General features: G+C 35.9%; 16 protein-coding genes and 1 tRNA gene. 10 read left to right on the top strand and 7 right to left on the bottom strand.

The genetic code is table 11. The annotated features are described in order from the left end of the window. Positions 1-17 precede the first annotated feature (17 nt). The 3 genes from ACF3OB_RS10770 to creD all read left to right on the top strand — a co-directional run bounded on the left by ACF3OB_RS10770 (position 18) and on the right by creD (position 2,482). Positions 18-641: a hypothetical protein gene (locus ACF3OB_RS10770; RefSeq protein ID WP_095893219.1), complete on the top strand. Its 624-nt coding sequence runs from the start codon at positions 18-20 to the stop codon at positions 639-641. An 81-nt stretch (positions 642-722) separates the two neighbouring features. Then, positions 723-1,025, top strand: coding sequence for a winged helix-turn-helix domain-containing protein (locus ACF3OB_RS10775; protein ID WP_042006222.1), 303 nt, complete (start codon positions 723-725; stop codon positions 1,023-1,025). A 77-nt stretch (positions 1,026-1,102) separates the two neighbouring features. Then, a complete protein-coding gene (creD, locus tag ACF3OB_RS10780; RefSeq protein WP_392447697.1) occupies positions 1,103-2,482 on the top strand; it encodes a cell envelope integrity protein CreD in 1,380 nt (459 codons plus the stop codon). Between the two features lie 25 nt (positions 2,483-2,507). Here the strand turns inward: creD and ACF3OB_RS10785 are convergent. Together ACF3OB_RS10785 and ACF3OB_RS10790 are read right to left on the bottom strand one after the other, a co-directional pair. Further along, positions 2,508-2,580: transfer RNA gene (locus ACF3OB_RS10785), tRNA-Pro, on the bottom strand. A gap of 49 nt (positions 2,581-2,629) precedes the next feature. Further along, a complete protein-coding gene (locus ACF3OB_RS10790; protein WP_042344923.1) occupies positions 2,630-4,831 on the bottom strand; it encodes a RelA/SpoT family protein in 2,202 nt (733 codons plus the stop codon). Between the two features lie 575 nt (positions 4,832-5,406). Here ACF3OB_RS10790 and ACF3OB_RS10795 point away from each other — a divergent pair. Next, on the top strand, positions 5,407-6,375 hold the full coding sequence (locus ACF3OB_RS10795) for a polyprenyl synthetase family protein (RefSeq protein WP_042006216.1): 969 nt from the start codon (positions 5,407-5,409) through the stop codon (positions 6,373-6,375). Positions 6,376-6,418: 43 nt separating this feature from the next. Here ACF3OB_RS10795 and murB read toward each other — a convergent pair whose 3' ends face one another. The 3 genes from murB to ACF3OB_RS10810 all read right to left on the bottom strand — a co-directional run bounded on the left by murB (position 6,419) and on the right by ACF3OB_RS10810 (position 10,943). Continuing rightward, on the bottom strand, positions 6,419-7,429 hold the full coding sequence (gene murB, locus ACF3OB_RS10800) for a UDP-N-acetylmuramate dehydrogenase (protein ID WP_392447699.1): 1,011 nt from the start codon (positions 7,427-7,429) through the stop codon (positions 6,419-6,421). Positions 7,430-7,440: 11 nt separating this feature from the next. Further along, a complete protein-coding gene (locus tag ACF3OB_RS10805) occupies positions 7,441-9,834 on the bottom strand; it encodes an efflux RND transporter permease subunit (RefSeq protein WP_095893215.1) in 2,394 nt (797 codons plus the stop codon). Positions 9,835-10,007: 173 nt separating this feature from the next. Further along, the gene (locus tag ACF3OB_RS10810) at positions 10,008-10,943 is read right to left on the bottom strand and encodes a DUF368 domain-containing protein (RefSeq protein WP_042344918.1); all 936 of its coding nucleotides are present in this window, start codon (positions 10,941-10,943) and stop codon (positions 10,008-10,010) included. Between the two features lie 369 nt (positions 10,944-11,312). Here ACF3OB_RS10810 and ilvD point away from each other — a divergent pair, with 369 nt between their 5' ends. From ilvD to ilvA, 6 genes are all read left to right on the top strand, one after another. Continuing rightward, the gene (ilvD, locus tag ACF3OB_RS10815) at positions 11,313-12,995 is read left to right on the top strand and encodes a dihydroxy-acid dehydratase (protein ID WP_392447701.1); all 1,683 of its coding nucleotides are present in this window, start codon (positions 11,313-11,315) and stop codon (positions 12,993-12,995) included. 17 nt (positions 12,996-13,012) lie between these two features. Continuing rightward, positions 13,013-14,020, top strand: coding sequence for a YhcG family protein (locus tag ACF3OB_RS10820; RefSeq protein ID WP_172919237.1), 1,008 nt, complete (start codon positions 13,013-13,015; stop codon positions 14,018-14,020). Between the two features lie 25 nt (positions 14,021-14,045). Further along, positions 14,046-15,728: a biosynthetic-type acetolactate synthase large subunit gene (gene ilvB, locus ACF3OB_RS10825; RefSeq protein WP_392448783.1), complete on the top strand. Its 1,683-nt coding sequence runs from the start codon at positions 14,046-14,048 to the stop codon at positions 15,726-15,728. Positions 15,729-15,794: 66 nt separating this feature from the next. Next, positions 15,795-16,334 carry an acetolactate synthase small subunit gene (ilvN, locus tag ACF3OB_RS10830; RefSeq protein ID WP_013996713.1) on the top strand — a complete coding sequence of 180 codons (540 nt, stop codon included), beginning with the start codon at positions 15,795-15,797 and terminating at the stop codon, positions 16,332-16,334. A 154-nt stretch (positions 16,335-16,488) separates the two neighbouring features. Continuing rightward, the gene (ilvC, locus tag ACF3OB_RS10835; RefSeq protein ID WP_392447704.1) at positions 16,489-17,958 is read left to right on the top strand and encodes a ketol-acid reductoisomerase; all 1,470 of its coding nucleotides are present in this window, start codon (positions 16,489-16,491) and stop codon (positions 17,956-17,958) included. Positions 17,959-18,142: 184 nt separating this feature from the next. Continuing rightward, positions 18,143-19,402, top strand: a complete 1,260-nt coding sequence (gene ilvA / locus ACF3OB_RS10840) for a threonine ammonia-lyase IlvA (protein WP_392447705.1) — start codon at positions 18,143-18,145, stop codon at positions 19,400-19,402. 128 nt (positions 19,403-19,530) lie between these two features. On the opposite strand, the gene ACF3OB_RS10845 is transcribed toward ilvA, so the two are convergent. Both ACF3OB_RS10845 and ACF3OB_RS10850 read right to left on the bottom strand, forming a co-directional pair. Continuing rightward, positions 19,531-20,010 carry an Lrp/AsnC family transcriptional regulator gene (locus tag ACF3OB_RS10845; protein WP_042008552.1) on the bottom strand — a complete coding sequence of 160 codons (480 nt, stop codon included), beginning with the start codon at positions 20,008-20,010 and terminating at the stop codon, positions 19,531-19,533. Positions 20,011-20,099: 89 nt separating this feature from the next. Further along, on the bottom strand, positions 20,100-21,185 hold the full coding sequence (locus tag ACF3OB_RS10850; protein ID WP_392448785.1) for a DUF2817 domain-containing protein: 1,086 nt from the start codon (positions 21,183-21,185) through the stop codon (positions 20,100-20,102). Between the last annotated feature and the right edge of the window lie 166 nt (positions 21,186-21,351).

A 21,351-nucleotide genomic window follows, 5' to 3' on the forward strand; every position in this document is an offset into this window, starting at 1 on the left:
TTCAAAGAACTTTAAAAATGGAAGATAAAAGCTATTTAGAAGATTTACAGCATATTAAACAAATGATGCGAAAATCTACTCAATTTCTGTCATTGAGTGGACTTTCTGGGGTGTTAGCTGGAGTGTATGCGCTCATTGGAGCCTATGTTGTTCATCTTTTGCTTGAAAAACATTATGCTTATAATCAATTTGTTATCTTAGAAAGTAAAACGTTTAAGGCTATTTTAGGAGTTGCAGCAACTGTATTGATACTCTCATTAGTAACGGCTTATATATTATCACAACGCAAAGCAAGACGTAGGGGAGAAACTTTAATCAACGCCACTTCGAAACGTGCTTTTTGGAATTTTGCCATTCCAATGCTTACAGGAGGGATACTGATTTTCTTGCTACTAAAGAATGAATATTATGGATTATTAGCACCTATGACTTTGATCTTCTATGGTTTAGCTTGTGTGAATGTCAGTAGATATACCTTTGGGGATGTTCGTTATTTGGGAATAACTGAAGTTATTTTGGGCTTGTTGGCTGTACAATTTTCAGGCTATGGATTGCTCTTTTGGGAGATTGGTTTTGGAGTATGTCATATTTTTTACGGTTTGTTAATGTATTTTAAATATGATAGGGGTAGGGTGGAGTAGTTTTCTCTTTCTTAAAACCTGTACCAAAATTACCATTTTATACTGATGAACATCTGTTTTAAAGGAAATAAAAATTAAAAATTGAAGGAACTTTTACAACATATAAATAAAGCATTCGATAATCGCACACGATTGGGGATTATGTCAATACTTATGGTCAATGAAAGTGCTGATTTCAATACCTTAAAGGAATTACTTGACGTCACAGATGGAAATTTAGCGAGTCATACAAAATCCCTTGAAAACGAGGAGTATATCGTTGTAGAGAAACGTTTTATCGGTCGTAAAACCAATACTACCTACAAAGCAACAGAAAAAGGACGAAAGGCTTTCCAAAGCCATATACTAGCCTTGGAAAAAATTATAAAAGGGACTGAAAATTAGTGAGTTCTATTTTTTTAATTTTAAACTTTGAAATTCAAAGAGCTTTTAAATTTATTATTAATATAAAAACAAACGTTATGGAATCAAATCAAAAATCATTTATCGCAACATTGTTGCAATCAAGTACCGCTCGAATGGTCATGGTCGGAATTTTAATTTTGGTATTGCTAATTCCGTTAGAATTAGTAAAAAGTTTAGTTAGAGAACGCAAATACCGACAGGAGGAAGTCATAGGTGAAATCAATTCAAAATGGGGGGAGAAAGTGTTTTTCTATGGGCCTATTTTAAAGGTTCCTTACACTTCCTACGAGAAAAATACCGTTTATGACAAAAAATTAGGGACAACTGTTATAGAGCGAAAAGCCCAACAAAATGTAGCGTACTTTTTTCCTGAGACATTAAAAAATATTTCGAACGTGATGACCGAAACTAAAAAGCGTAATAATTATGAGTCGGTGGTATTCACAGCTGAAATGGAATTCGAAGGGAAGTATGTAAAACCAGATTTCTCGTCAAAAAATATCCCTGAAGAAGATATTCACTGGGATAAAGCTACTATTTTGATTCGAACAACCAATTTATCAAGCATAAAAAATGGTGTTTCCATCAATTTATCAGGGAAATCGTATTCTTTCGAGCCTATTTATGAAGAAAGTTCTTCGAATTATGCTGAATATGATGAGTATAACGGTCATACAGGAGCCTATTTCGTAGTATCTTCATTAGAAACATCTTTTTTTAACCTAAAAGAGCATTTTGATAATGGGAATTTTAATTTTTCGATAAAATATGATGGAAGTTCAAGCATTAGTATCGTCCCGATTGGAAAAATTACAGAAAGTACAGTTAAATCGAATTGGAAAGATCCGAGTTTTAAAGGCAATTTCTTGCCGTATCAAAAAGAAATTACAAATAGCGGATTTTCAGCTGATTGGAAAGTGTTACATATCAATCGTCCTTTTGCTCAACAATCTTTTGGTGTGTTACCAAGTATTGAAAAATACACTTTCGATGTAGATTTTGTAATCCCTGTGGATGAATATCAGCAAAATGAAAGGGCTAGTAAGTATGGATTTTTGGTTATAGGACTTACATTTTTAATTTTCTTTTTGATACAAACCATCAGTAAAGTAAAAATTCATATTTTTCAGTATACGATGATAGGATTAGCTTTGATCATGTTTTATACACTTTTGATTTCGATTACAGAGCATAGTAGCTTTTCAAAAGCGTATCTTATTGCATCATTAATGGTTATTTTACTCATTAGCTTATACTCGGTATCCATATTGAAAAACAGAAAGTTTCCATTTTTTATAGGATGCTCACTATCAGCTGTATATGGATTTATTTATGTGATTATTCAATTGGAGAACTACGCACTTTTAGTGGGAAGCATTGGCTTGTTTGCAATTCTTGCTATCGTGATGTACGTTTCGAGGAAAATAGAATGGTAAGAGAGTTATAATGCAATGAAGAAAGTCGGGGTGACTGGACTCGAACCAGCGACCACACGCACCCCATACGTGTACGCTACCAACTGCGCCACACCCCGATTTTTCGGTTGCAAATATACTATTTTTTATTTAAATTCCTAATCTTTCCTATAACCTGTTTACTTTATCAATACCTTTGATATGTTTCAAATCTAACATCAATTGCTTTAGAGTAGCGTTATTGTTCACTGTAATTGATAGCTTTCCGTTGAACATATTTCCCTCTGTGTCTATGTTTATGTTTGTCATTTTTACAAATTTATTACTTCCAATGGTTTGTGAAATATCAGCTACCAACCCATCACGATCTAAACCGCTAATTCGGATAGCGACTTTAAATTCTTGTTCGGCTGATTTTACCCATTTGGCAACCATGATACGGTAAGCATAGTTTGACTGCATTGAAATAGCATTCGGACAGTTTTTTTTATGTACCTTAACTCCCTCATTGATAGTAATAAACCCAAAAATAGGATCCCCAGAAATAGGGTTACAACATTTAGCAAACGTATAGTCCAAAGATTCCTCTTCTTTGCCAAAAACAATGCTATCGTAGTGTTCATTTGAACTTTCCACCTCTTCCACCACATTCTTTTTACTGGTGATTTTGCTTTTGAAAAAGTTGAAGAATGACGAACGTTTTGAAGCAAAATCTCTAAGCATCTGGTTTGTGATTTCTCCCGTACCAACTTGGTAAAAAATATCCAAACTTGTTTTGGTTTTGAAATGGCTAACTAAGTCGTTTACAACATCTTCTGTAAGGCTTACTTTCAATTGTTTCAATTTGCGTTGCAACAGTTCCCGTCCTTCGGCGGCTACCGTTTTAACCTCTTCTTTGAGAGCTGATTTGATTTTGCTTCGAGCCTTAGCTGTAGTTGCATAGTTCAGCCAGTTTTTGTTTGGTTTGGCATTTTCAGCGGTGATGATTTCTACTTGATCGCCACTTTTCAGAACATGGCTTAGGGGAACGAGTTTGTTGTTTACCTTTGCCCCACGAGTTTTCATTCCTACCCCCGTATGGATGTAAAATGCAAAGTCAATCGGTGTGGCTCCTTTAGGTAAGGATTTGATTTCTCCATTAGGGGTAAAGACAAAAATTTCTTTGGCATAGAGGTTTAGTTTGAAATCCTCAACGAAATCCACAGCATTACCATCACTATTTTCCAACACTTCTTGCAAACGATTAAGCCATACTTCAATCCCTGCTTCTTCCTGGTTTCCGTGCTTATATTTGAAGTGAGCAGCATATCCCTTTTCGGCAATTTCGTGCATACGCTCACTGCGTATTTGAACCTCCACCCAGCGTCCTTTAGGCCCCATTACGGTAATATGCAATGCTTCATAACCTGTTGATTTTGGTGCTGATATCCAATCGCGAAGCCTTGTTGGATTGGGGCGAAAATGATCCGTAACAATAGAGTAAATTTTCCATGCTAAAAACTTCTCTTCCTCAGGAGTGCTTTTATAAATGATACGTATGGCAAATTTATCATATATTTCTTCAAAGGTAACGCCTTGATTTTCCATCTTTTTGTAAATTGAGTAGATAGATTTCGGACGACCTTTGATACGGTATTCTATTTTTTGACTGTTTAAAGATGATTCAATGATTTGGGTAAATGATTCTATATAGCTTTTTTGCTCTTCTTTCGATTCTTCCATCTTACCGAGTATGCTGTAATAATACTCAGGGTCTGTGTACTTTAGCCCCAAATCCTCCAATTCGGTTTTAATGTTGTATAACCCGATACGATGTGCTAATGGAGCATAGATGTACAAGGTTTCAGAAGCTATTTTGGCTTGTTTGTGTTCCGCCATTGAGTCCATCGTTTGCATATTATGCAGACGATCAGCGATTTTGATGATAATTACACGCACATCATCGTTCATCGTTAAAAGCAGTTTTCTGAAATTTTCAGCCTGTAATGATATATCTTTTTCTTTACTTAGGTTGGAAATTTTAGTAAGTCCTTCAACGATATGTGCTACTGTTTTGCCAAAAAGACGTTCCATATCTTCCACAGTGTGGTCGGTATCTTCAACTACATCATGTAACAAAGCTGCAGCAATGGAAACGGCATCCAAACCAATTTGCGAAGCTACAATTTTAGCTACTGCAATCGGATGTAGAATGTAAGGCTCACCACTTTTGCGACGTTGTTCTTTATGAGCATCTACTGCCGTGTCGAAAGCTAATCGAATTAGTTTTTTGTCATCTTCCGTAAGTGTCTGATAACTAATACTTAATAGCTCTTTGTACTCCCGAGCTATTATTTTATTTTCTTCCTCCAAGTCAAAATTCCATCCCATAGCCTCAAAATGTTTTGTTTGTGAATTATCTTAAAAAATCTAAAAAATATTTCTTTTTTTCAGTGAAATTTAAGTAATTCAGAAAGAGGTATATTACTTATTTTTAGGAAAAATACGAGTTTTTGTGTCTTTCTGAATCTGTATGTGTCTGAAAAATAAATATTTAATTTTTAATACCTTGTTGAATTTTGTTCAGAATGATATTCTTATATTGGTATAAAATACACACCTTCAAAGCACAAATATAAAAAATAATTAATAAAATCCTACAATAATTATAAATTTATTTAAAGAATATCTATAAAAAGCAATAGCAAGTTAATTTTATTTAAGTGTCAATTTTTTTCACTTTTACGTACAACACAGTTTGTTACGTATATGCTCATTTTCAGTAGTTTTAAAAGTTCATATCTACAAGTAAACTAATTACCTTTGAGTGTAATCTGTCATATATTTCGCAGACAAATATCTATTTTTTTTACTCAGAAACTGACGTTTAGTCTATCGTGATGTATGCCAAATTTGCATATTTCAAATTAAAGTAGTTATTTTGTTCCTTATTCATATTAAATTATATGTCGTCAATTGAAAATTATAGAAAAGTATTTTTAACTCATTTGCAAGAAAATATCACTAAGCAAGAACCTGAAAATTTGTATGCCCCGATGCACTATATCTTAGGTTTAGGAGGGAAACGTATACGTCCTATTTTAACATTGTTAGGGGCAGATATTTTTCAAACAGATTATAAAAAGGCACTCCATGCGGCTTTAGCAGTAGAAGTTTTTCATAATTTTTCATTAGTTCACGATGATGTTATGGATAAGGCGCCTTTAAGGCGAGGACAGCAAACGGTTCATCATAAATGGGACTTAAATACAGCTATTCTTTCAGGAGATGCTATGCTTATCATAGCTTATCAGTTTTTTGAAAATTATGAACCTATTGTTTTTCAGCAACTTGCTAAGTTGTTTAGCAAGACAGCTTTGCAGGTTTGTGAAGGGCAACAATGGGATATGGATTTTGAAACACGTAACGATGTTAGTGTGGAAGAATATTTATTGATGATAAAATATAAAACCGCTGTTTTGGTGGGAGCTGCTTTACAGATGGGAGCTATAGTTGCCAAAACAACAGACGAAAATAAGCAATTGATTTATGATTTTGGGGTTCAATTAGGGATGGCATTTCAACTGCAAGATGATTACTTAGATTCTTTTGGAGACGCTTCTTTTGGAAAGAAAATTGGTGGGGATATTTTAGAAAATAAGAAGACAATGCTCTATTTGAAAGCTTTGGAACTTGCTGATAATGAGCAAAGAAATTTATTGTATAATCTTTATAATACCACGGAAGAAACCCCTCAAAAGGTTGAAAAAGTAAAGAAAATATTTACGGATACAAAAACCACTGATTTCGTAAAAACTCAAATTGAATATTATACCCAACAAGCCATTCAAACTCTCGAAAAATTAGATATTCAACAAGATAAGCGAAATGAAATCAAGCAATTTGCGCTTGATTTGATGCATCGAAAAATTTAATTTAAATTACACAGATTCAGTAGGGATATCAAAACATTGTGTCCTACTGAATGATATTTACTTCACTTTCCAAATGAATCTGAAACTTGTTGTATACGGTTTGTTGTATGAATTTTGATAACTCAACAAGTTCTTGTCCTGTAGCATTACCATAGTTTACCAAAACTAAGGCCTGTTTTTGGTGTACACCTGCATCACCTCTTCGGTAGCCTTTTAGTCCGCAAGTTTCTATGAGCCAACCCGCAGGGATTTTTGTAGACTCTTCATTGACAACATAATGAGGCATCTGAGGGTATATTTTCTGTAATTTTTCGAAATGAATTTTGGATACAATCGGATTTTTAAAAAAACTACCACTATTGCCAATTTCTTTCGGATTAGGAAGTTTACTTTCTCTGATGGAGATGACTGCTTTTGAGATGTCTATCGGTTGTGGATTTTTAATATTTTTTTGTTCCAAAATTTCACGAATGGCTCCGTATTCTGTATGTAAAATGTGATTCTTTTTGGTCAATTTAAAAGTTACCGAAGTTATGATATAATTTCCTTTTTCTTCACACTTGAAAATAGATTCCCGATATGAAAATTTACATTCATCCTTTGAAAACTGTTTTTGAGTTATCGAGTGGATATTTATGGTTTGGCAATACGCCATAACATCTTTAATTTCAACACCATACGCTCCTATATTTTGAATTGGAGTAGCTCCTACATTTCCAGGTATGAGAGATAGATTTTCAAGACCTCCGTATCCTTTTTCCAAGCAAAATTGTACAAACTCGTGCCAATTTTCACCTGCTGCTGCGGTTATCCACACATGGTCATCTGTTTCCCTTTCAATAGAAATACCTTTGAGTTGTATCCAAAAAACTGGATTTTCAATGTTTTTTGTGAGTAACATGTTACTTCCTCCTCCAAAAATGAAAGGATTTTTGTAATTGCTAAGTGCTTTTGTAAGCCCTTTTTCCGAATGTATGGTCACAAAGGTAGTGGCTTGAGCATCAATCCCAAAGGTGTTAAACGGTTTTAAAGATACGTGGTGTTCTATAATCATATGAATTGTATTTATGCCTTATTTTCTTCCTCCTCTTCTGGTAAAATATCAATTTTTGGCTCTATAAGAGTTTCTTTATTTGCGATGGTTCTTTCTAACGAAAGCAATAAACTCGGTAGTAATAACAAATTGGTTAGCATGGCGAATAAAAGAGTTAGTGAAATCAATCCACCGAGAGCTTTTGTTCCGCCAAAACTTGATAGCATAAACACCGAAAACCCGAAAAACAATACCACTGAGGTGTAGAACATACTTACTCCTGTTTCTCGTAAAGTCGCATAAACGGATTTGCTGATTTTCCAGTTTCTTGCAACCAATTCTTGACGATATTTTGCCAAAAAATGAATGGTATCATCAACTGAAATACCGAAAACAATACTAAAAACCAATATGGTCGAGGGTTTTAGAGGTATGCCAAAATAACCCATCATTCCTGCTGTAACCAATAGTGGTAATAGGTTAGGAACCAATGAAGTGAGTATCATTTTAAACGAACGGAACATGTAGGACATGATCAGTGCAATAAGTAAAATTGCTAATCCTAACGAATAAATAAGATTTTTTGCTAAATAGGTAGTTCCTTTAGTAAACAGAAAAGCTTTTCCTGTGACTTTCACTTCATACTTTTCTTCTGGAAATAATTTTTTTGCTTTTGCGTAGATATTTTCTTCTATTTGTTGCATTTTGTCCGTACCAATATCTTTCATGAAGGTTGTGATTCGAGCCGTTTGCCCCAAGGAATCAACATAGGAACTTAGCATTTGTCCGTTACCTTTTGAATTTCTGACGTAGGACATTATGAAATTTTGTTCCTGAGAGGTTGGTAAATCGTAGTACTCTGGATTTCCGTTGTAGTAGGTTTGTTTAGCATATTTCACTAAATCAACTATTGAAATAGGTTTAGAAATTTCTGGAATATCCTCAATATATTTACATAACTCGTCAATTTTTTTTAAGTTAGGCAATCGCATTACTCCATTTTTCTGTTTGGTATCTACCGTAATTTCCAAAGGCATGATGCCTCCAAATTCTTTTTCAAAAAACAAAATATCATCGAAAAAAGGAGCTGATTTTGGCATATCTTCAATCAAACTTCCTGATATTTTCATTTGATTAATCCCTATAATACTTAGTGTTAGCAGCATTACAGCAATAGAGAATACTGCAATTCGGTGGTGCTTAACGGTTCGTTCCAACAGTTGTATAAACTTCTGAATCCAAGTGCGGTGCAAGTGTTTCAAATGTTTTTCTTTTGGAATTTTCATAAAGCTGTATATGATAGGTATAATGCACAACGAAATGAAAAAGATAGACATGATGCTGATGGCAGCAATGGTTCCGAACTCCTGTAAAAGACTACTTTCCGTAAAAATAAAAGTAGCAAAACCGATGGAAGTTGTTAGGTTAGTAAGCAAGGTCGCATTTCCTACATTTCTGATGACACGTTGGAGAGATTTAGCTTGGTTTCCATGTTTGTTAAATTCCTGTTGATATTTGTTAATCAAGAATATACAGTTTGGAATTCCAATAACGATTACCAAAGGAGGAATAAGTCCAGTCAAAATCGTAATTTCATAATTGAATAAACCAAGCAACCCGAATGACCACATAACCCCAATAGAAACTACACTCATCGAAATAAACATAGCACGATAAGAGCGGAAAAAAAGGAATAAAATAAATGATGTAATAAGCAACGCCATTCCGATAAATAACCCAATTTCATCGATAATGTTTTGAGCACTAAGTGTTCGTATGTAGGGCATACCTGAAGTACGTACTTTGATTTGCGTTTGCTGTTCAAATTTTTCTATAATAGGGATTAAGGTGTTTATAATGAAGTCTTTACGTTCTTTCGTGTTTATGATTTTTTTGTTCATATACAACGCCGTTTGTAAAGTTTCTGTTTCTGGATTGTAGACGATTCCTTTATAGAAAGGCAGTTTTTCAGAAAGTAATTGTTTGATGCTATCTACTTGATTTTGAGAGGTTATTATGCCGTCTATAAGTGGTTTCGTAGTAAAACTTTCGGTAGCTACGTCTTTTGTTAAAACTGGTAAATTCCCTATGGAAAGCACAGCTTCAACTTCCTTAAATTGTTTAAATTCATTGGCTAAACCTTTCCATTGATTTAATATTTCGGGAGTGTAACTATTTTTATTTTCAATAGCTAATAGAATAAGATTTCCTTCTTCACCAAATTTTGATAGAAATTCATGATATTCTAGGTTAATCGGATGTCCGTCAGGAAGCATATTCGCTTCCGTAAATGTAAAGCGAATGTTTTTCCATTGCAAGGCTAAAAAAAGGGTTATTAGTGCAATAGCAACGAGTATCGCAATCCGATTTCTCAGAATCAGACGTGCAACAGTAGTCCAAAATTCAGCTTTAAACCATTTTATCATGTTCTATTTTATTAATTTCGTTTATCTTTAACTTAATTGCATCATTAATGTCTATTTGGTAAATGATTTTTTTCCAATTTTATTGTTTTGATGCGTTTTTATTCTACAATTGAGCTCATTATGTTTGTTTTTTGAGTCTCGTAAATACGTAATATGATGAAGTTTCTTATTAATTACGACTTTTTCAAATTTACCGCCCACCTTTCAAGTCCGTAGAGTATAAAAAATCCTGCCAACGCCAATACAACAGCTGTTAGAAATTGTGAATCACCTGAAATACTTTCATAAGTGGAAGGCAAAATACTCTTTTCCCATACAGGCACTTCGTTGCCATGCGAATCAATGCGAGTTTGAAGAATCTCCTTCCAAGGCCAAATTTTATTCAGTGAGCCAATGATAACCCCTGTGAGCCCCGCAATTGTGGTATTTCGGTAATTCGCAAAAAGCCATTTCAATACTTTTGAAAAACTCAGTATTCCAATGATTGCTCCTATGCCAAAAACTCCTATAATCTTAAAATTCCAGTCATTTAAGGCTCCCAAAACGATATGATACGACCCTAAGAGTACTAAAATAAATGCTCCCGAAATACCTGGTAAAATCATCGCACAGATTGCCAATGCTCCCGAAAAAAATACGTAAATCAGTCCATCGTTGCTTCCTAAAGGTGGAACAATGGTAATTAAATAAGCTAAAATTCCGAAAAAGAGCATTGATAAAACCGTTCCAAGATTCCATTTTTTAATGTCCTTTGCCAAAAATAGTATACTTGCCAACATCAATCCGAAGAAAAATGACCATACAGCAATCGGTTGGTTTTCCAATAACCATTTTACGCCTTTTGCTAAGGATAGAATGCTTATACCTATCCCCACAAGTAGTGAAAAGAAAAAATTACCGTTGATATGTTTCCAAAAATTGACAATCCCATGGTTTTTCAGGACTTTGAAAGCTCCTAAATTTATATTGTTGATAGAACTAATCAGCTCTTCGTAAATACCTGATATAAAAGCGATTGTTCCACCTGAAACACCAGGAACTACATCCGCAGCTCCCATAGCCATTCCTTTTAGGGAAATTAGCATATAATCTAAAAAAGTTCTTCGCATTTGTTTAAACAATTAGCCTACAAAGGTACGTAAATATTTAAAAAAGTAAACAGTAGGAACGGAAAAACTTTTTAATGGACTATATCATAGAAGCTAAATGAAAATTCTAAAAATGAAATTAGAGTAGGAATCCAATTTTTAAACAAGAAAAAACATAAAAAATTTGTTTTTTTTTGCAGAAAGTATTACGTTTGCAACCGAATTAATTAATAAATGTATCATAACAGTATAATTATTAGCCTTATTATTATCATCAATAACACCTATTGATGCGAGGCTTCGTATATGTAAAACACACAAAACCTGCATCAGAAATTAGATGCAGGTTTTTTTATTTTTAAAATTTGATTCAGAAATCATCATCAAAATATGGAATTAAATAAATACAGCAAACAAGTCACACAAGACGATACGCAACCTGCAGCACAAGCAATGCTACACGCTTTGGGACTGACCGATGACGACCTAAAAAAACCTTTGGTAGGCATCGCAAGTACGGGTTATGAGGGAAATCCTTGTAATATGCATCTAAATAATTTAGCTTTAAAAATTAAGGAGGGCGTACAGCAATCGGGTTCTGTGGGATTGATTTTTAATACCATAGGAGTTTCAGACGGAATCTCAATGGGTACTTACGGAATGCGTTACTCTTTGGTTTCGAGAGATATTATCGCTGATTCTATCGAAACGGTAATTCAAGCAATGTGTTACGATGCACTCGTTACAGTGGTAGGGTGCGACAAAAATATGCCGGGAGCTTTAATGGCAATGCTCAGACTGAATCGACCCTCAATTTTGGTGTATGGCGGAACAATTGCCGCAGGTTGCCATAACGGAAAAAAACTCGATGTAGTTTCCGCTTTCGAGGCGTGGGGACAAAAAGTAGCAGGAACTATTGATGAAAAAGAATATAAGGAAGTAATACACAAAGCCTGTCCGGGCGAAGGAGCTTGTGGCGGAATGTACACAGCCAATACAATGGCATCGGCTATTGAAGCATTGGGAATGAGTTTGCCTTACAACTCTTCAACTCCTGCCTCAGGTGATGCCAAAAGGCAAGAATGCCTCAAAGTGGGTAAAGCGTTGTGTTATCTGCAAGAAAACGACATCAAACCTCGCGATATCGTCACGCGAAAATCCATCGAAAATGCTTTCCGATTGGTGGTTGCCTTGGGGGGCTCTACCAATGCCGTATTGCACTTTTTAGCCATTGCAAAAGCAGCTCAAATCCCGATGACTATTGATGATTTTGCCAAGCTGAGCGATTCCACACCTTTTATCGCAGATCTCAAACCAAGTGGAAAGTACGTTATGGAAGATTTACACCACATCGGCGGAATCCCTGCTGTGATGAAATATTTACTCGAAAAAGGATTACTTCACGGTGATTGCCTTACAGTTACAGGTAAAACAATAGCTGAAAATCTTGCAGATGTACCATCACTTTCTGAAAACCAAAATATTATACATCCGTTAGAAAAGCCAATCAAAGAAACGGGGCATATTCGTATTCTCTATGGAAATTTAGCCACCGAAGGAGCTGTAGCAAAAATCACGGGTAAAGAAGGACTTTCGTTCACCGGAAAAGCTAAAGTTTATGAAGGTGAATTTCTTGCCAATGAAGGAATTGCCAAAGGCGAAGTTACCGAAGGAACAGTTGTGGTCATTCGCTATGAAGGCCCGAAAGGAGGTCCGGGAATGCCTGAAATGTTAAAACCGACTTCTGCCATTATGGGAGCAGGTTTGGGCAAAAAAGTAGCACTCATCACCGATGGTCGATTTTCAGGGGGTTCACACGGATTTGTGGTTGGACACATTTCGCCCGAAGCACAAAACGGTGGCAATATTGCATTGGTACAAGATGGTGATTTGATTACCATTGATGCTGTAAAAAACACTATTGATGTACATCTCACCGAAGAAGAATTAGCTCAAAGACGAGCCAATTTCAGCCTCAAACCACTAAAAGATACTGCCAAACGAGGGGTGCTTTACAAATACGCTCGTACGGTAAGTTCCGCCTCACAAGGTTGTGTTACCGATGAATTTTAAATCATATCTGTAAAACAATGACTTATATTGCCGAAATAAAAAATATTCTATCACAAGCGAGGCAACGTGCCTATACGGCTATCAATTCGGTAATGGTTGAAGCCTATTGGCTAATTGGCAGACGAATTGTAGAAGAAGAACAAAATGGCGAAAACCGAGCTGAATACGGAAAAGAAGTATTACAAACTTTATCCATAGCGTTGACCAATGAGTTTGGGAAAGGATACAGTTACAGAACTTTGAGAGAAATACGCCAATTTTATTTGACTTTTCCTGAAATTGAAAAATGGCGAACACTGTTCGCCAAATTGAGTTGGTCTCATTTTCAACGAGTTTTAAAAGTTTCTAATGAAAAAGCACGAATGTACTATCTGACCGAAGCTGCCGAAAATATGTGGACTGTGCGAACCCTTGACAGAAACATTTCTACCTTATACTATGATAGATTATTAGCAAGTGATAATAAATTGGAAGTACAAGAAGAAATGCAAAACAACACAAAACTTCTTCAATTTGAGGAATTTATAAAGAGTCCAACGGTGTTGGAATTTTTAAAACTTCCTATAGGAAAAAGTTACACTGAAATGGAGTTAGAAAAAGCCTTGATTGATGATTTACAAGAATTTATGTTAGAACTCGGTAAAGGTTTTGCTTTCGTAGCTCGTCAGCAACATATAAAAACCGAAACTTCTGATTTTTATATCGATTTGGTATTTTATAATTATATTCTGAAATGTTTTGTTATTGTAGAATTGAAAACCAATAAATTAACGCATCAGGATATTGGTCAATTGGATATGTACGTCAGAATGTATGACGATTTGAAAAGACAAGAAAACGATAACCCCACCATAGGGCTTTTGCTTTGTACGGAAACCGATGGTGTGGTGGCAAGATACTCTATTTTGAATCAAAATTCGCAATTATTTGCCACAAAATATGTACATTACTTGCCTACAGAAGAGGAATTAGTCAGAGAAATAACACAGCAAAAATGGTTTTTTGAGCAGAAAAACGCAAAATAGTATCAAAATCAAAACATAAAATATGATGACAGGAGCAGAAGTTTTAATCAAATGTTTGTTAGCCGAAGGGGTCGATTTAGCTTTCGGTTACCCCGGCGGGGCGATAATGCCCGTTTATGACGAACTTTACAAATACCAAAATCATTTGAAACACATCCTCACTCGCCACGAGCAAGGAGCTATTCACGCTGCACAAGGCTACGCAAGAGCTACCGGAAAAGTAGGTGTGGTTTTTGCCACATCAGGACCCGGAGCAACCAACATCATCACAGGAATTGCCGATGCCCAAATCGATTCCACGCCGTTGGTGTGCATCACAGGTCAGGTAGCAAAGCACCTCTTAGGAACAGATGCCTTTCAGGAAACAGATATCATCGGAATTTCTACCCCCGTAACCAAATGGAATTTCCAAATCACGGAAGTAGAAGAAATACCCGAAGCAATTGCCAAAGCCTTTTACATTGCCCGTTCGGGAAGACCCGGACCTGTACTTATCGACATCGTAAAAAGTGCTCAGTTCGACCAAGTTGCTCAGTTCGACTATAAGAAATGTACTCGAATGCGAAGCTATAATCCTGTACCTGAAATAGATGATTCAAAATTGGCTGAAGCCGCACAAATCATCAATCAAGCACAAAAACCCTATGTTGTTTTCGGACAAGGAATCATTTTAGGTCAAGCTGAAAACGAGCTAAAATCCTTTTTAGAAAAGACCGATATCCCCGCAGCAGCGACCATTTTAGGACTTTCGGCATTGCCCACCGAACACCCCAATTATGTAGGAATGGTAGGTATGCACGGCAACTATGCACCCAATGTAATGACCAATACGTGTGACGTACTCATTGCTTTGGGAATGCGTTTTGATGACCGCGTAACGGGCGATTTAAGCAGATACGCCAAACAAGCAAAGGTGTTGCATTTTGACATTGACCCTGCGGAAATCAACAAAAACGTAAAGGTTGATGTCGCCATATTGGGCAATGTAAAAGAGGCTTTACAGAAAATACTTCCGTTAGTAGAACAGAAAAAACATACAACGTGGCGAGAAGAATTCAAAAAATACGACAAAGAAGAATATGATTCCGTTATTAAAAACGAATTATATCCTGAAAAAGAAGGACTTACAATGGGAGAAGTTTTAGAATTGATAAATAAATGTTCTAATCACGAAGCGGTTATCGTTTCCGATGTGGGGCAACATCAGATGATGGCTTGTCGTTATGCGAAATTTAAAAATTCACGCAGTAAAATCACTTCAGGAGGATTAGGCACAATGGGATTTGCCCTACCGGCAGCCATCGGAGCAAAAATAGGCGTTCCTGAAAAACAAGTGGTTGCAGTAATTGGCGATGGTGGGTTTCAGATGACCATTCAAGAGTTAGGAACGATTTTTCAGTCGCAAATTCCTGTGAAAATTGTAGTTTTAAACAACGAATTTTTAGGGATGGTTCGTCAGTGGCAAGAACTATTTTTTGACCGCCGATATGCTTCTACCGAAATGATAAATCCTGATTTTATTAAAATTGCAGAAGGGTATCACATTCAATCGCGATTGGTTACTAAACGCAGTGATTTAGAAGATGCTGTTAAAGAAATGCTCAATTCCGACAAGGCTTATTTCTTGGAAGTTCGTGTCGAGAAAGAAAACAACGTTTTCCCGATGGTACCCACAGGAGCTTCAGTTTCGGAAGTGAGACTGAAATAAAAGAAGTTCAATGACAATAAAACCTTGAACCTGAAACTTTAAAACCTCAAACGTAAAATTGTAAATATGGAACAAAAAACATACACCATCACCATATATTCGGAAAATCAGCTTGGGCTACTCAACAGAGTGACGGGGATTTTCCTCAGAAGACATATTGATATGGAAAGCATCAATGTGTCGGCATCGGAAATTGACAATGTATTTCGGATGATTATTGTGACTCATACCACTCAAAAATGGGTAGAACATTTGGTTCAACAGATTGAAAAACAGATAGAAATCATCAAAGTATTTTATCATACCGATGAAGAAATCATTTCCCTTGAAAATTCGCTTTTCAAGATGCCAACGGCTTCCCTTTTTGATGAAGAAACTCCCATTCAAGCTATTATTCAGCGATATAACGCCAATATTGTTGCTGTTTATAAACATTTTTATGTAATTTCAAAAACAGGCTCACGAGAGTCCATCGCAGCACTTTATCAGGAGCTGAAACCTTACGGAATTATGCAATTTTCAGGCTCGGCACGAATTGCTATTTCAAAATCGGAAATGAAAGTATCTCCCTTGCTCAACAAATATGAGGTAGATAACCAAAAATAGTAGAGTATGATGTAAGAAAACAGTTTTTTCAAGTTGAGTAAAATCAAATCTTTAATCCTAAGAACTTTGATTTTATTCGGTTTGACACCAAAAGTTATCATCATATTTTTAAGAACACAATCCATATAAATCTTTAAATTAAATCAGAAGAACAATGAAAAATTATTTTAATACCCTAAATTTCAGAGAAAAATTAGCACAATTAGGCGTTTGCGAATTATTACAGAAAAGCGATTTCAGTCAAGGAGTTGAAGCCTTAAAAGGAAAAAAAATTGTTATCGTGGGAGCAGGAGCCCAAGGGCTTAATCAAGGGTTGAATATGCGTGATTCGGGTTTGAATGTTTCCTACGCTTTACGTGAATGTGCCATCGCCGAAAAACGCCCTTCGTACACCAATACCATCGCCAACGGCTTTCAAGTAGGCACTTTTGAAGAGCTTATTCCTACGGCAGATTTGGTGTGTAACTTAACTCCCGACAAGCAACATACTTCCGTGATTAACAAGATTATACCTTTGATGAAGCAAGGAGCGACTTTATCTTACTCACACGGATTCAACATCGTGGAGGAAGGCATCGAAATCCGCAAAGATATTACCGTGATTATGGTAGCTCCAAAATCGCCGGGTTCGGAAGTGCGTGAGGAATACAAACGTGGATTTGGTGTACCGACTTTGATTGCCGTTCACCCCGAAAACGACCCTGAGAATAAAGGTTTTGAATGGGCAAAAGCCTATGCAGCAGCTTTGGGAAGCGACACCGCCGGAGTGCTACGTTCATCGTTCGTGGCGGAAGTAAAATCGGATTTGATGGGCGAACAAACCATTCTGTGCGGACTTTTGCAAACAGGTTCGATATTGGCTTTCAATAAGATGAAACGCGAAGGAGTTGCCCCTGAATACGCTGCCAAACTCATTCAATACGGTTGGGAATCCATTACCGAAGCCTTAAAACACGGCGGAATTACCAATATGATGAATCGTCTATCGAATCCTGCCAAAGTAAGGGCATTTGCCATTTCCGAAGATTTGAAAAAGATGATGCGTCCGCTCTTTGAAAAACATATGGACAATATTTTAAGCGGACATTTTTCAAAAACGATGATGGAAGATTGGGCAAACGACGACAAAAACCTGCTTACGTGGCGTTCCGCTACGGCTGAAACCGATTTTGAGAAAACTCCTACCACTACCGAAGCTATTGAAGAGCAAACCTATTTTGACTACGGAACATTATTGGTAGCGATGGTAAAATCGGGGGTGGAGTTAGCTTTTGAGGTAATGACCGAATCAGGCATAAAAGCCGAATCAGCATATTATGAATCACTACACGAATTGCCTCTGATTGCCAACACTATAGCTCGTAAAAAATTATACGAAATGAATAAAACCATTTCCGACACCGCCGAATACGGCTGCTATTTGTTTGACCACGAATGCCGACCGCTCATTGCTGCCTATATCGACGGATTAGAAAAAAATGTAATCGGGCGTCATTTCACTGCCTCAAACCAAATCGACAATATTGATTTAATTCAAGTGAACAAATCCATAGCCTCACACCCCATTGAAGTAATTGGAGCACATTTAAGGGCTTATATGACTGATATGAAGCGAATAAAATAGTTTAAATTTAATCATTTATTTTCATATTTATACTTTTGTCTTGAAACATAACAATAAAAAAATAGTACGTTACACCAAAAATTCAGAACTATAAATACGTCAATCATAAGAACAATTATACCGAGAAAAAGATAAATGTTTCATCAGAGAAAAACAAAATAACCTAGGAAAATTAAGGAAATATATGGAAGTAACAACATACATACCACAAGTTCAAGAAGTACAAAAAGCAATGCTACGGATAAAATCTGTGATAAATACCACACCGCTTTCAAAAAGTGTGCGATTAAGCAATTTATTCGAAGCGGAAATTTATTTTAAAAGAGAAGATTTACAACAAGTGCGTTCTTATAAAATTCGAGGAGCGTACAACAAAATCAGCTCCCTTTCCGAGCAAGACAAACAACAAGGAATCGTCTGTGCGAGTGCCGGAAATCACGCACAAGGTGTGGCACTTTCTTGCCAAATATTAAATATCAAAGGTGATATTTATATGCCTGTAACTACCCCACAACAAAAAATCGAACAAGTACAAATGTTTGGTGGAGAGAATGTTACTATAATTTTAGAAGGCGACACTTTTGATGATTCCAACAATGCCGCAATAAAATTTGCAACAGAAAACGCAAAAACGTTCGTCCCTCCTTTTGACGATGAAAAAGTCATTGAAGGACAAGCCACTATTGGGCTAGAAATTCTCGACCAAGCCAACGAACCGATTGATTATGTGTTTGTTCCCATAGGTGGTGGTGGACTTTCGGCAGGGCTTTCTTCCGTATTTAAAACGCTTTCTCCACAAACGAAAATCATTGGAGTTGAACCCTTAGGTGCCCCCTCAATGAAAGAAGCGTTGAAAACAGGAAAACCTGTGGAACTCATTGAAATCGACAAGTTTGTAGATGGTGCTTCGGTAAAGAAAGTGGGCAGTTTAAATTTTGAAATCTGTAACCGGTTTTTAGATGATGTTGTGCTTGTCCCCGAAGGGAAAGTATGTCAAACCATCTTGGATTTGTACAACCGCGATGCTATTGTAGTTGAACCTGCTGGGGCGTTATCAATTTCGGCTCTGGATTTCTATAAAGAAAAAATTAAGGGTAAAAAAGTGGTTTGTGTTATCAGCGGAAGCAATAATGACATCACTCGAACGGCAGAAATTAAGGAACGTGCCTTGCTTTATGCCAATTTAAAGCATTATTTTATCGTTCGATTTCCGCAACGCGCCGGGGCATTGAAAGAATTTGTGGTTGAAATCCTCGGAAAAACAGATGATATTACCTATTTTGAATACTCCAAAAAGCACAATCGCGAAAACGGACCTGCCGTAGTAGGCATCGAACTCAAAAACGAATCTGACCTTCAACCACTTATCGACCGGATGAAACAACGCAACTTCTATGGGGATTACCTAAACAACAAACCCGATTTATTTCAGTTTTTAGTGTGATATAGTTAATAAGTATATTTAGCGTTGTTAAACTTAAAATCCCCGAATTTTGATTTTTGTAGCAAAATTCGGGGATTTTATAAATAACCTTTTGAAGTTAATAACAAAAGGATTTTTGATTTCAAATTTTATAGTTCTTTAAATACTGCATGCATTAAACGTCTCTTGTCGTTGATAACTTCCTCCAAGGAAATCATGCTCTCAGTACGAGCTACACCTTCAATTTCATCAATCATATAGATAACTTCTTTGGTGTGTTTTGGATCTCTGGTGCGAATCTTACAAAAAAGGTTGTATTTTCCGGTGGTTACGTGAGCTACGGTTACATAAGGTATTTTTTCCAATCGTTCCAAGACGAATTGTGTTTGATGATTTTTTTCCAGATAAATACCGATGTAGGAGACAAACGTATACCCAAGTCTATCATAATCAACAGTTAAAGTAGAGCCTTTAATGAGTCCTGTTTCCTCCATTTTACGTACACGTACGTGAACTGTTCCTGCGGAGATATCTAACTTTTTAGCGATATCAGTGAAAGGAGTTCGCGTATTTTCAATTAACATATCTAAAATTTGGTGGTCTATTTCATCTAACTTAAATCTGCCCATTTGTATTATAAATTAATTTCACCCGCAAAATAAATATTTTTTTTCATATTCTCAAAATATATAGCAATTTTTTTTCATATAAAATTTATTTATGCAATTTTAAAACCAAAATCACGTAAATTCAATTCTTTTTCTATATCTTTTTTAGAAACGGGTTTTGTGAAGAAATCGGATAATTTTCGTTCTTGATGTCCGTAATGATTTGATAAATCTTCAATCATAGCAATGTAAGGTTCGAAATGAATTTCGTTGTTTTTCAGAGTTTCCTTAAATAAAATTCCAATATGGTTATTATCTCCGTAAAAATCATCACGTATTAAAATATCAAAGAAAAGTTTATCATTTTCAGGAATTGTGAAATATGGTTTATAATATTTTCCGGTAACTTCATTTTGGTTGATATATGCCAAGGCTTCGAGTATGGATAGTGAGATGTATTTTCGAGTTTCTTCTCGTGCATAATCATCTTGGTAATGTCCAGATTCAAAGAGTATTGTAGGGGTTCCTAAGGAAGTATACATATCTCCTGTGCAATTGAGATTAAAGCTATCGTCAAAGCGTCCTACTTGGTTTGGAATTTTTGTTTGTAACATAGCATTCATTACCCCAATAACCTCCATTGCTTTTTTGCGAGTATGGTTTATTTCACGAGCTCCGTTGTAAGAAGGTGCTAAGAATGAGACCGTTGCGGGATTTTGAGTTTTCCCTGCACTGAAAATAGTACGTTGATCGTGTAAATTGAAACAAAAATCGGGCTGTACCAATTTATATGCTTTTCTAAGGCACTGGCTTTCGGGTTGAGACAAATCGTAAGCATCCCGATTCAAATCAATTTCATTGGCATTCATCCGATTGTAAACTTCAGCTCCATCGGGATTTAATATCGGGATAAAAAACATGCTGATATTTTCTAATTCTGAAGGGTTTTGTGTCATATAGTTCAACACATCAAACAAAGCCTTAGTCGTAGTGGATTCATTGCCATGCATTTGCGACCATATCAAAATTTTCGTTCTTCCGTTTCCTTTTTGATATAATGAAATAGAATTTCCTTGCACTGATTTTCCTAACAATATTTTGTTTTCAAAGGTATGTTTTTCTAATAAAGGCTCAATCATTAATGAAGTGATGTAGCGTCCAAAAAGTTTCGGTTCTTTGTAGTTTGTATATTCCATTTGTAGATTGTTTACAAAAGTTAATTCTCCTATTTTCTCGATTGTATTTAATTTATAACCAAGCCATAGCCCTATGACAAATGTCTGAATGCCTCCAAAAATGAATGTTCCTATTATTAAGAGTAAAATAGCAGTTAATACATCGTTAGTGTCCAATGTTCTATCC

Source organism: Capnocytophaga canis (genome assembly GCF_043187445.1).
GTDB classification, from domain to species: domain Bacteria; phylum Bacteroidota; class Bacteroidia; order Flavobacteriales; family Flavobacteriaceae; genus Capnocytophaga; species Capnocytophaga canis.

Coding starts and splice junctions, on each gene's coding strand:
- ilvA (WP_392447705.1), top strand. CDS start 18,143: ATGGAAGTAACAACATACATACCACAAGTTCAAGAAGTACAAAAAGCA.
- ACF3OB_RS10845 (WP_042008552.1), bottom strand. CDS start 20,010: ATGGGCAGATTTAAGTTAGATGAAATAGACCACCAAATTTTAGATATG.
- ACF3OB_RS10820 (WP_172919237.1), top strand. CDS start 13,013: ATGACTTATATTGCCGAAATAAAAAATATTCTATCACAAGCGAGGCAA.
- ACF3OB_RS10810 (WP_042344918.1), bottom strand. CDS start 10,943: ATGCGAAGAACTTTTTTAGATTATATGCTAATTTCCCTAAAAGGAATG.
- ilvN (WP_013996713.1), top strand. CDS start 15,795: ATGGAACAAAAAACATACACCATCACCATATATTCGGAAAATCAGCTT.
- ilvB (WP_392448783.1), top strand. CDS start 14,046: ATGACAGGAGCAGAAGTTTTAATCAAATGTTTGTTAGCCGAAGGGGTC.
- ACF3OB_RS10850 (WP_392448785.1), bottom strand. CDS start 21,185: ATGGAATATACAAACTACAAAGAACCGAAACTTTTTGGACGCTACATC.
- ilvD (WP_392447701.1), top strand. CDS start 11,313: ATGGAATTAAATAAATACAGCAAACAAGTCACACAAGACGATACGCAA.
- ACF3OB_RS10770 (WP_095893219.1), top strand. CDS start 18: ATGGAAGATAAAAGCTATTTAGAAGATTTACAGCATATTAAACAAATG.
- ACF3OB_RS10805 (WP_095893215.1), bottom strand. CDS start 9,834: ATGATAAAATGGTTTAAAGCTGAATTTTGGACTACTGTTGCACGTCTG.
- ACF3OB_RS10790 (WP_042344923.1), bottom strand. CDS start 4,831: ATGGGATGGAATTTTGACTTGGAGGAAGAAAATAAAATAATAGCTCGG.
- ACF3OB_RS10795 (WP_042006216.1), top strand. CDS start 5,407: ATGTCGTCAATTGAAAATTATAGAAAAGTATTTTTAACTCATTTGCAA.
- murB (WP_392447699.1), bottom strand. CDS start 7,429: ATGATTATAGAACACCACGTATCTTTAAAACCGTTTAACACCTTTGGG.
- ilvC (WP_392447704.1), top strand. CDS start 16,489: ATGAAAAATTATTTTAATACCCTAAATTTCAGAGAAAAATTAGCACAA.
- creD (WP_392447697.1), top strand. CDS start 1,103: ATGGAATCAAATCAAAAATCATTTATCGCAACATTGTTGCAATCAAGT.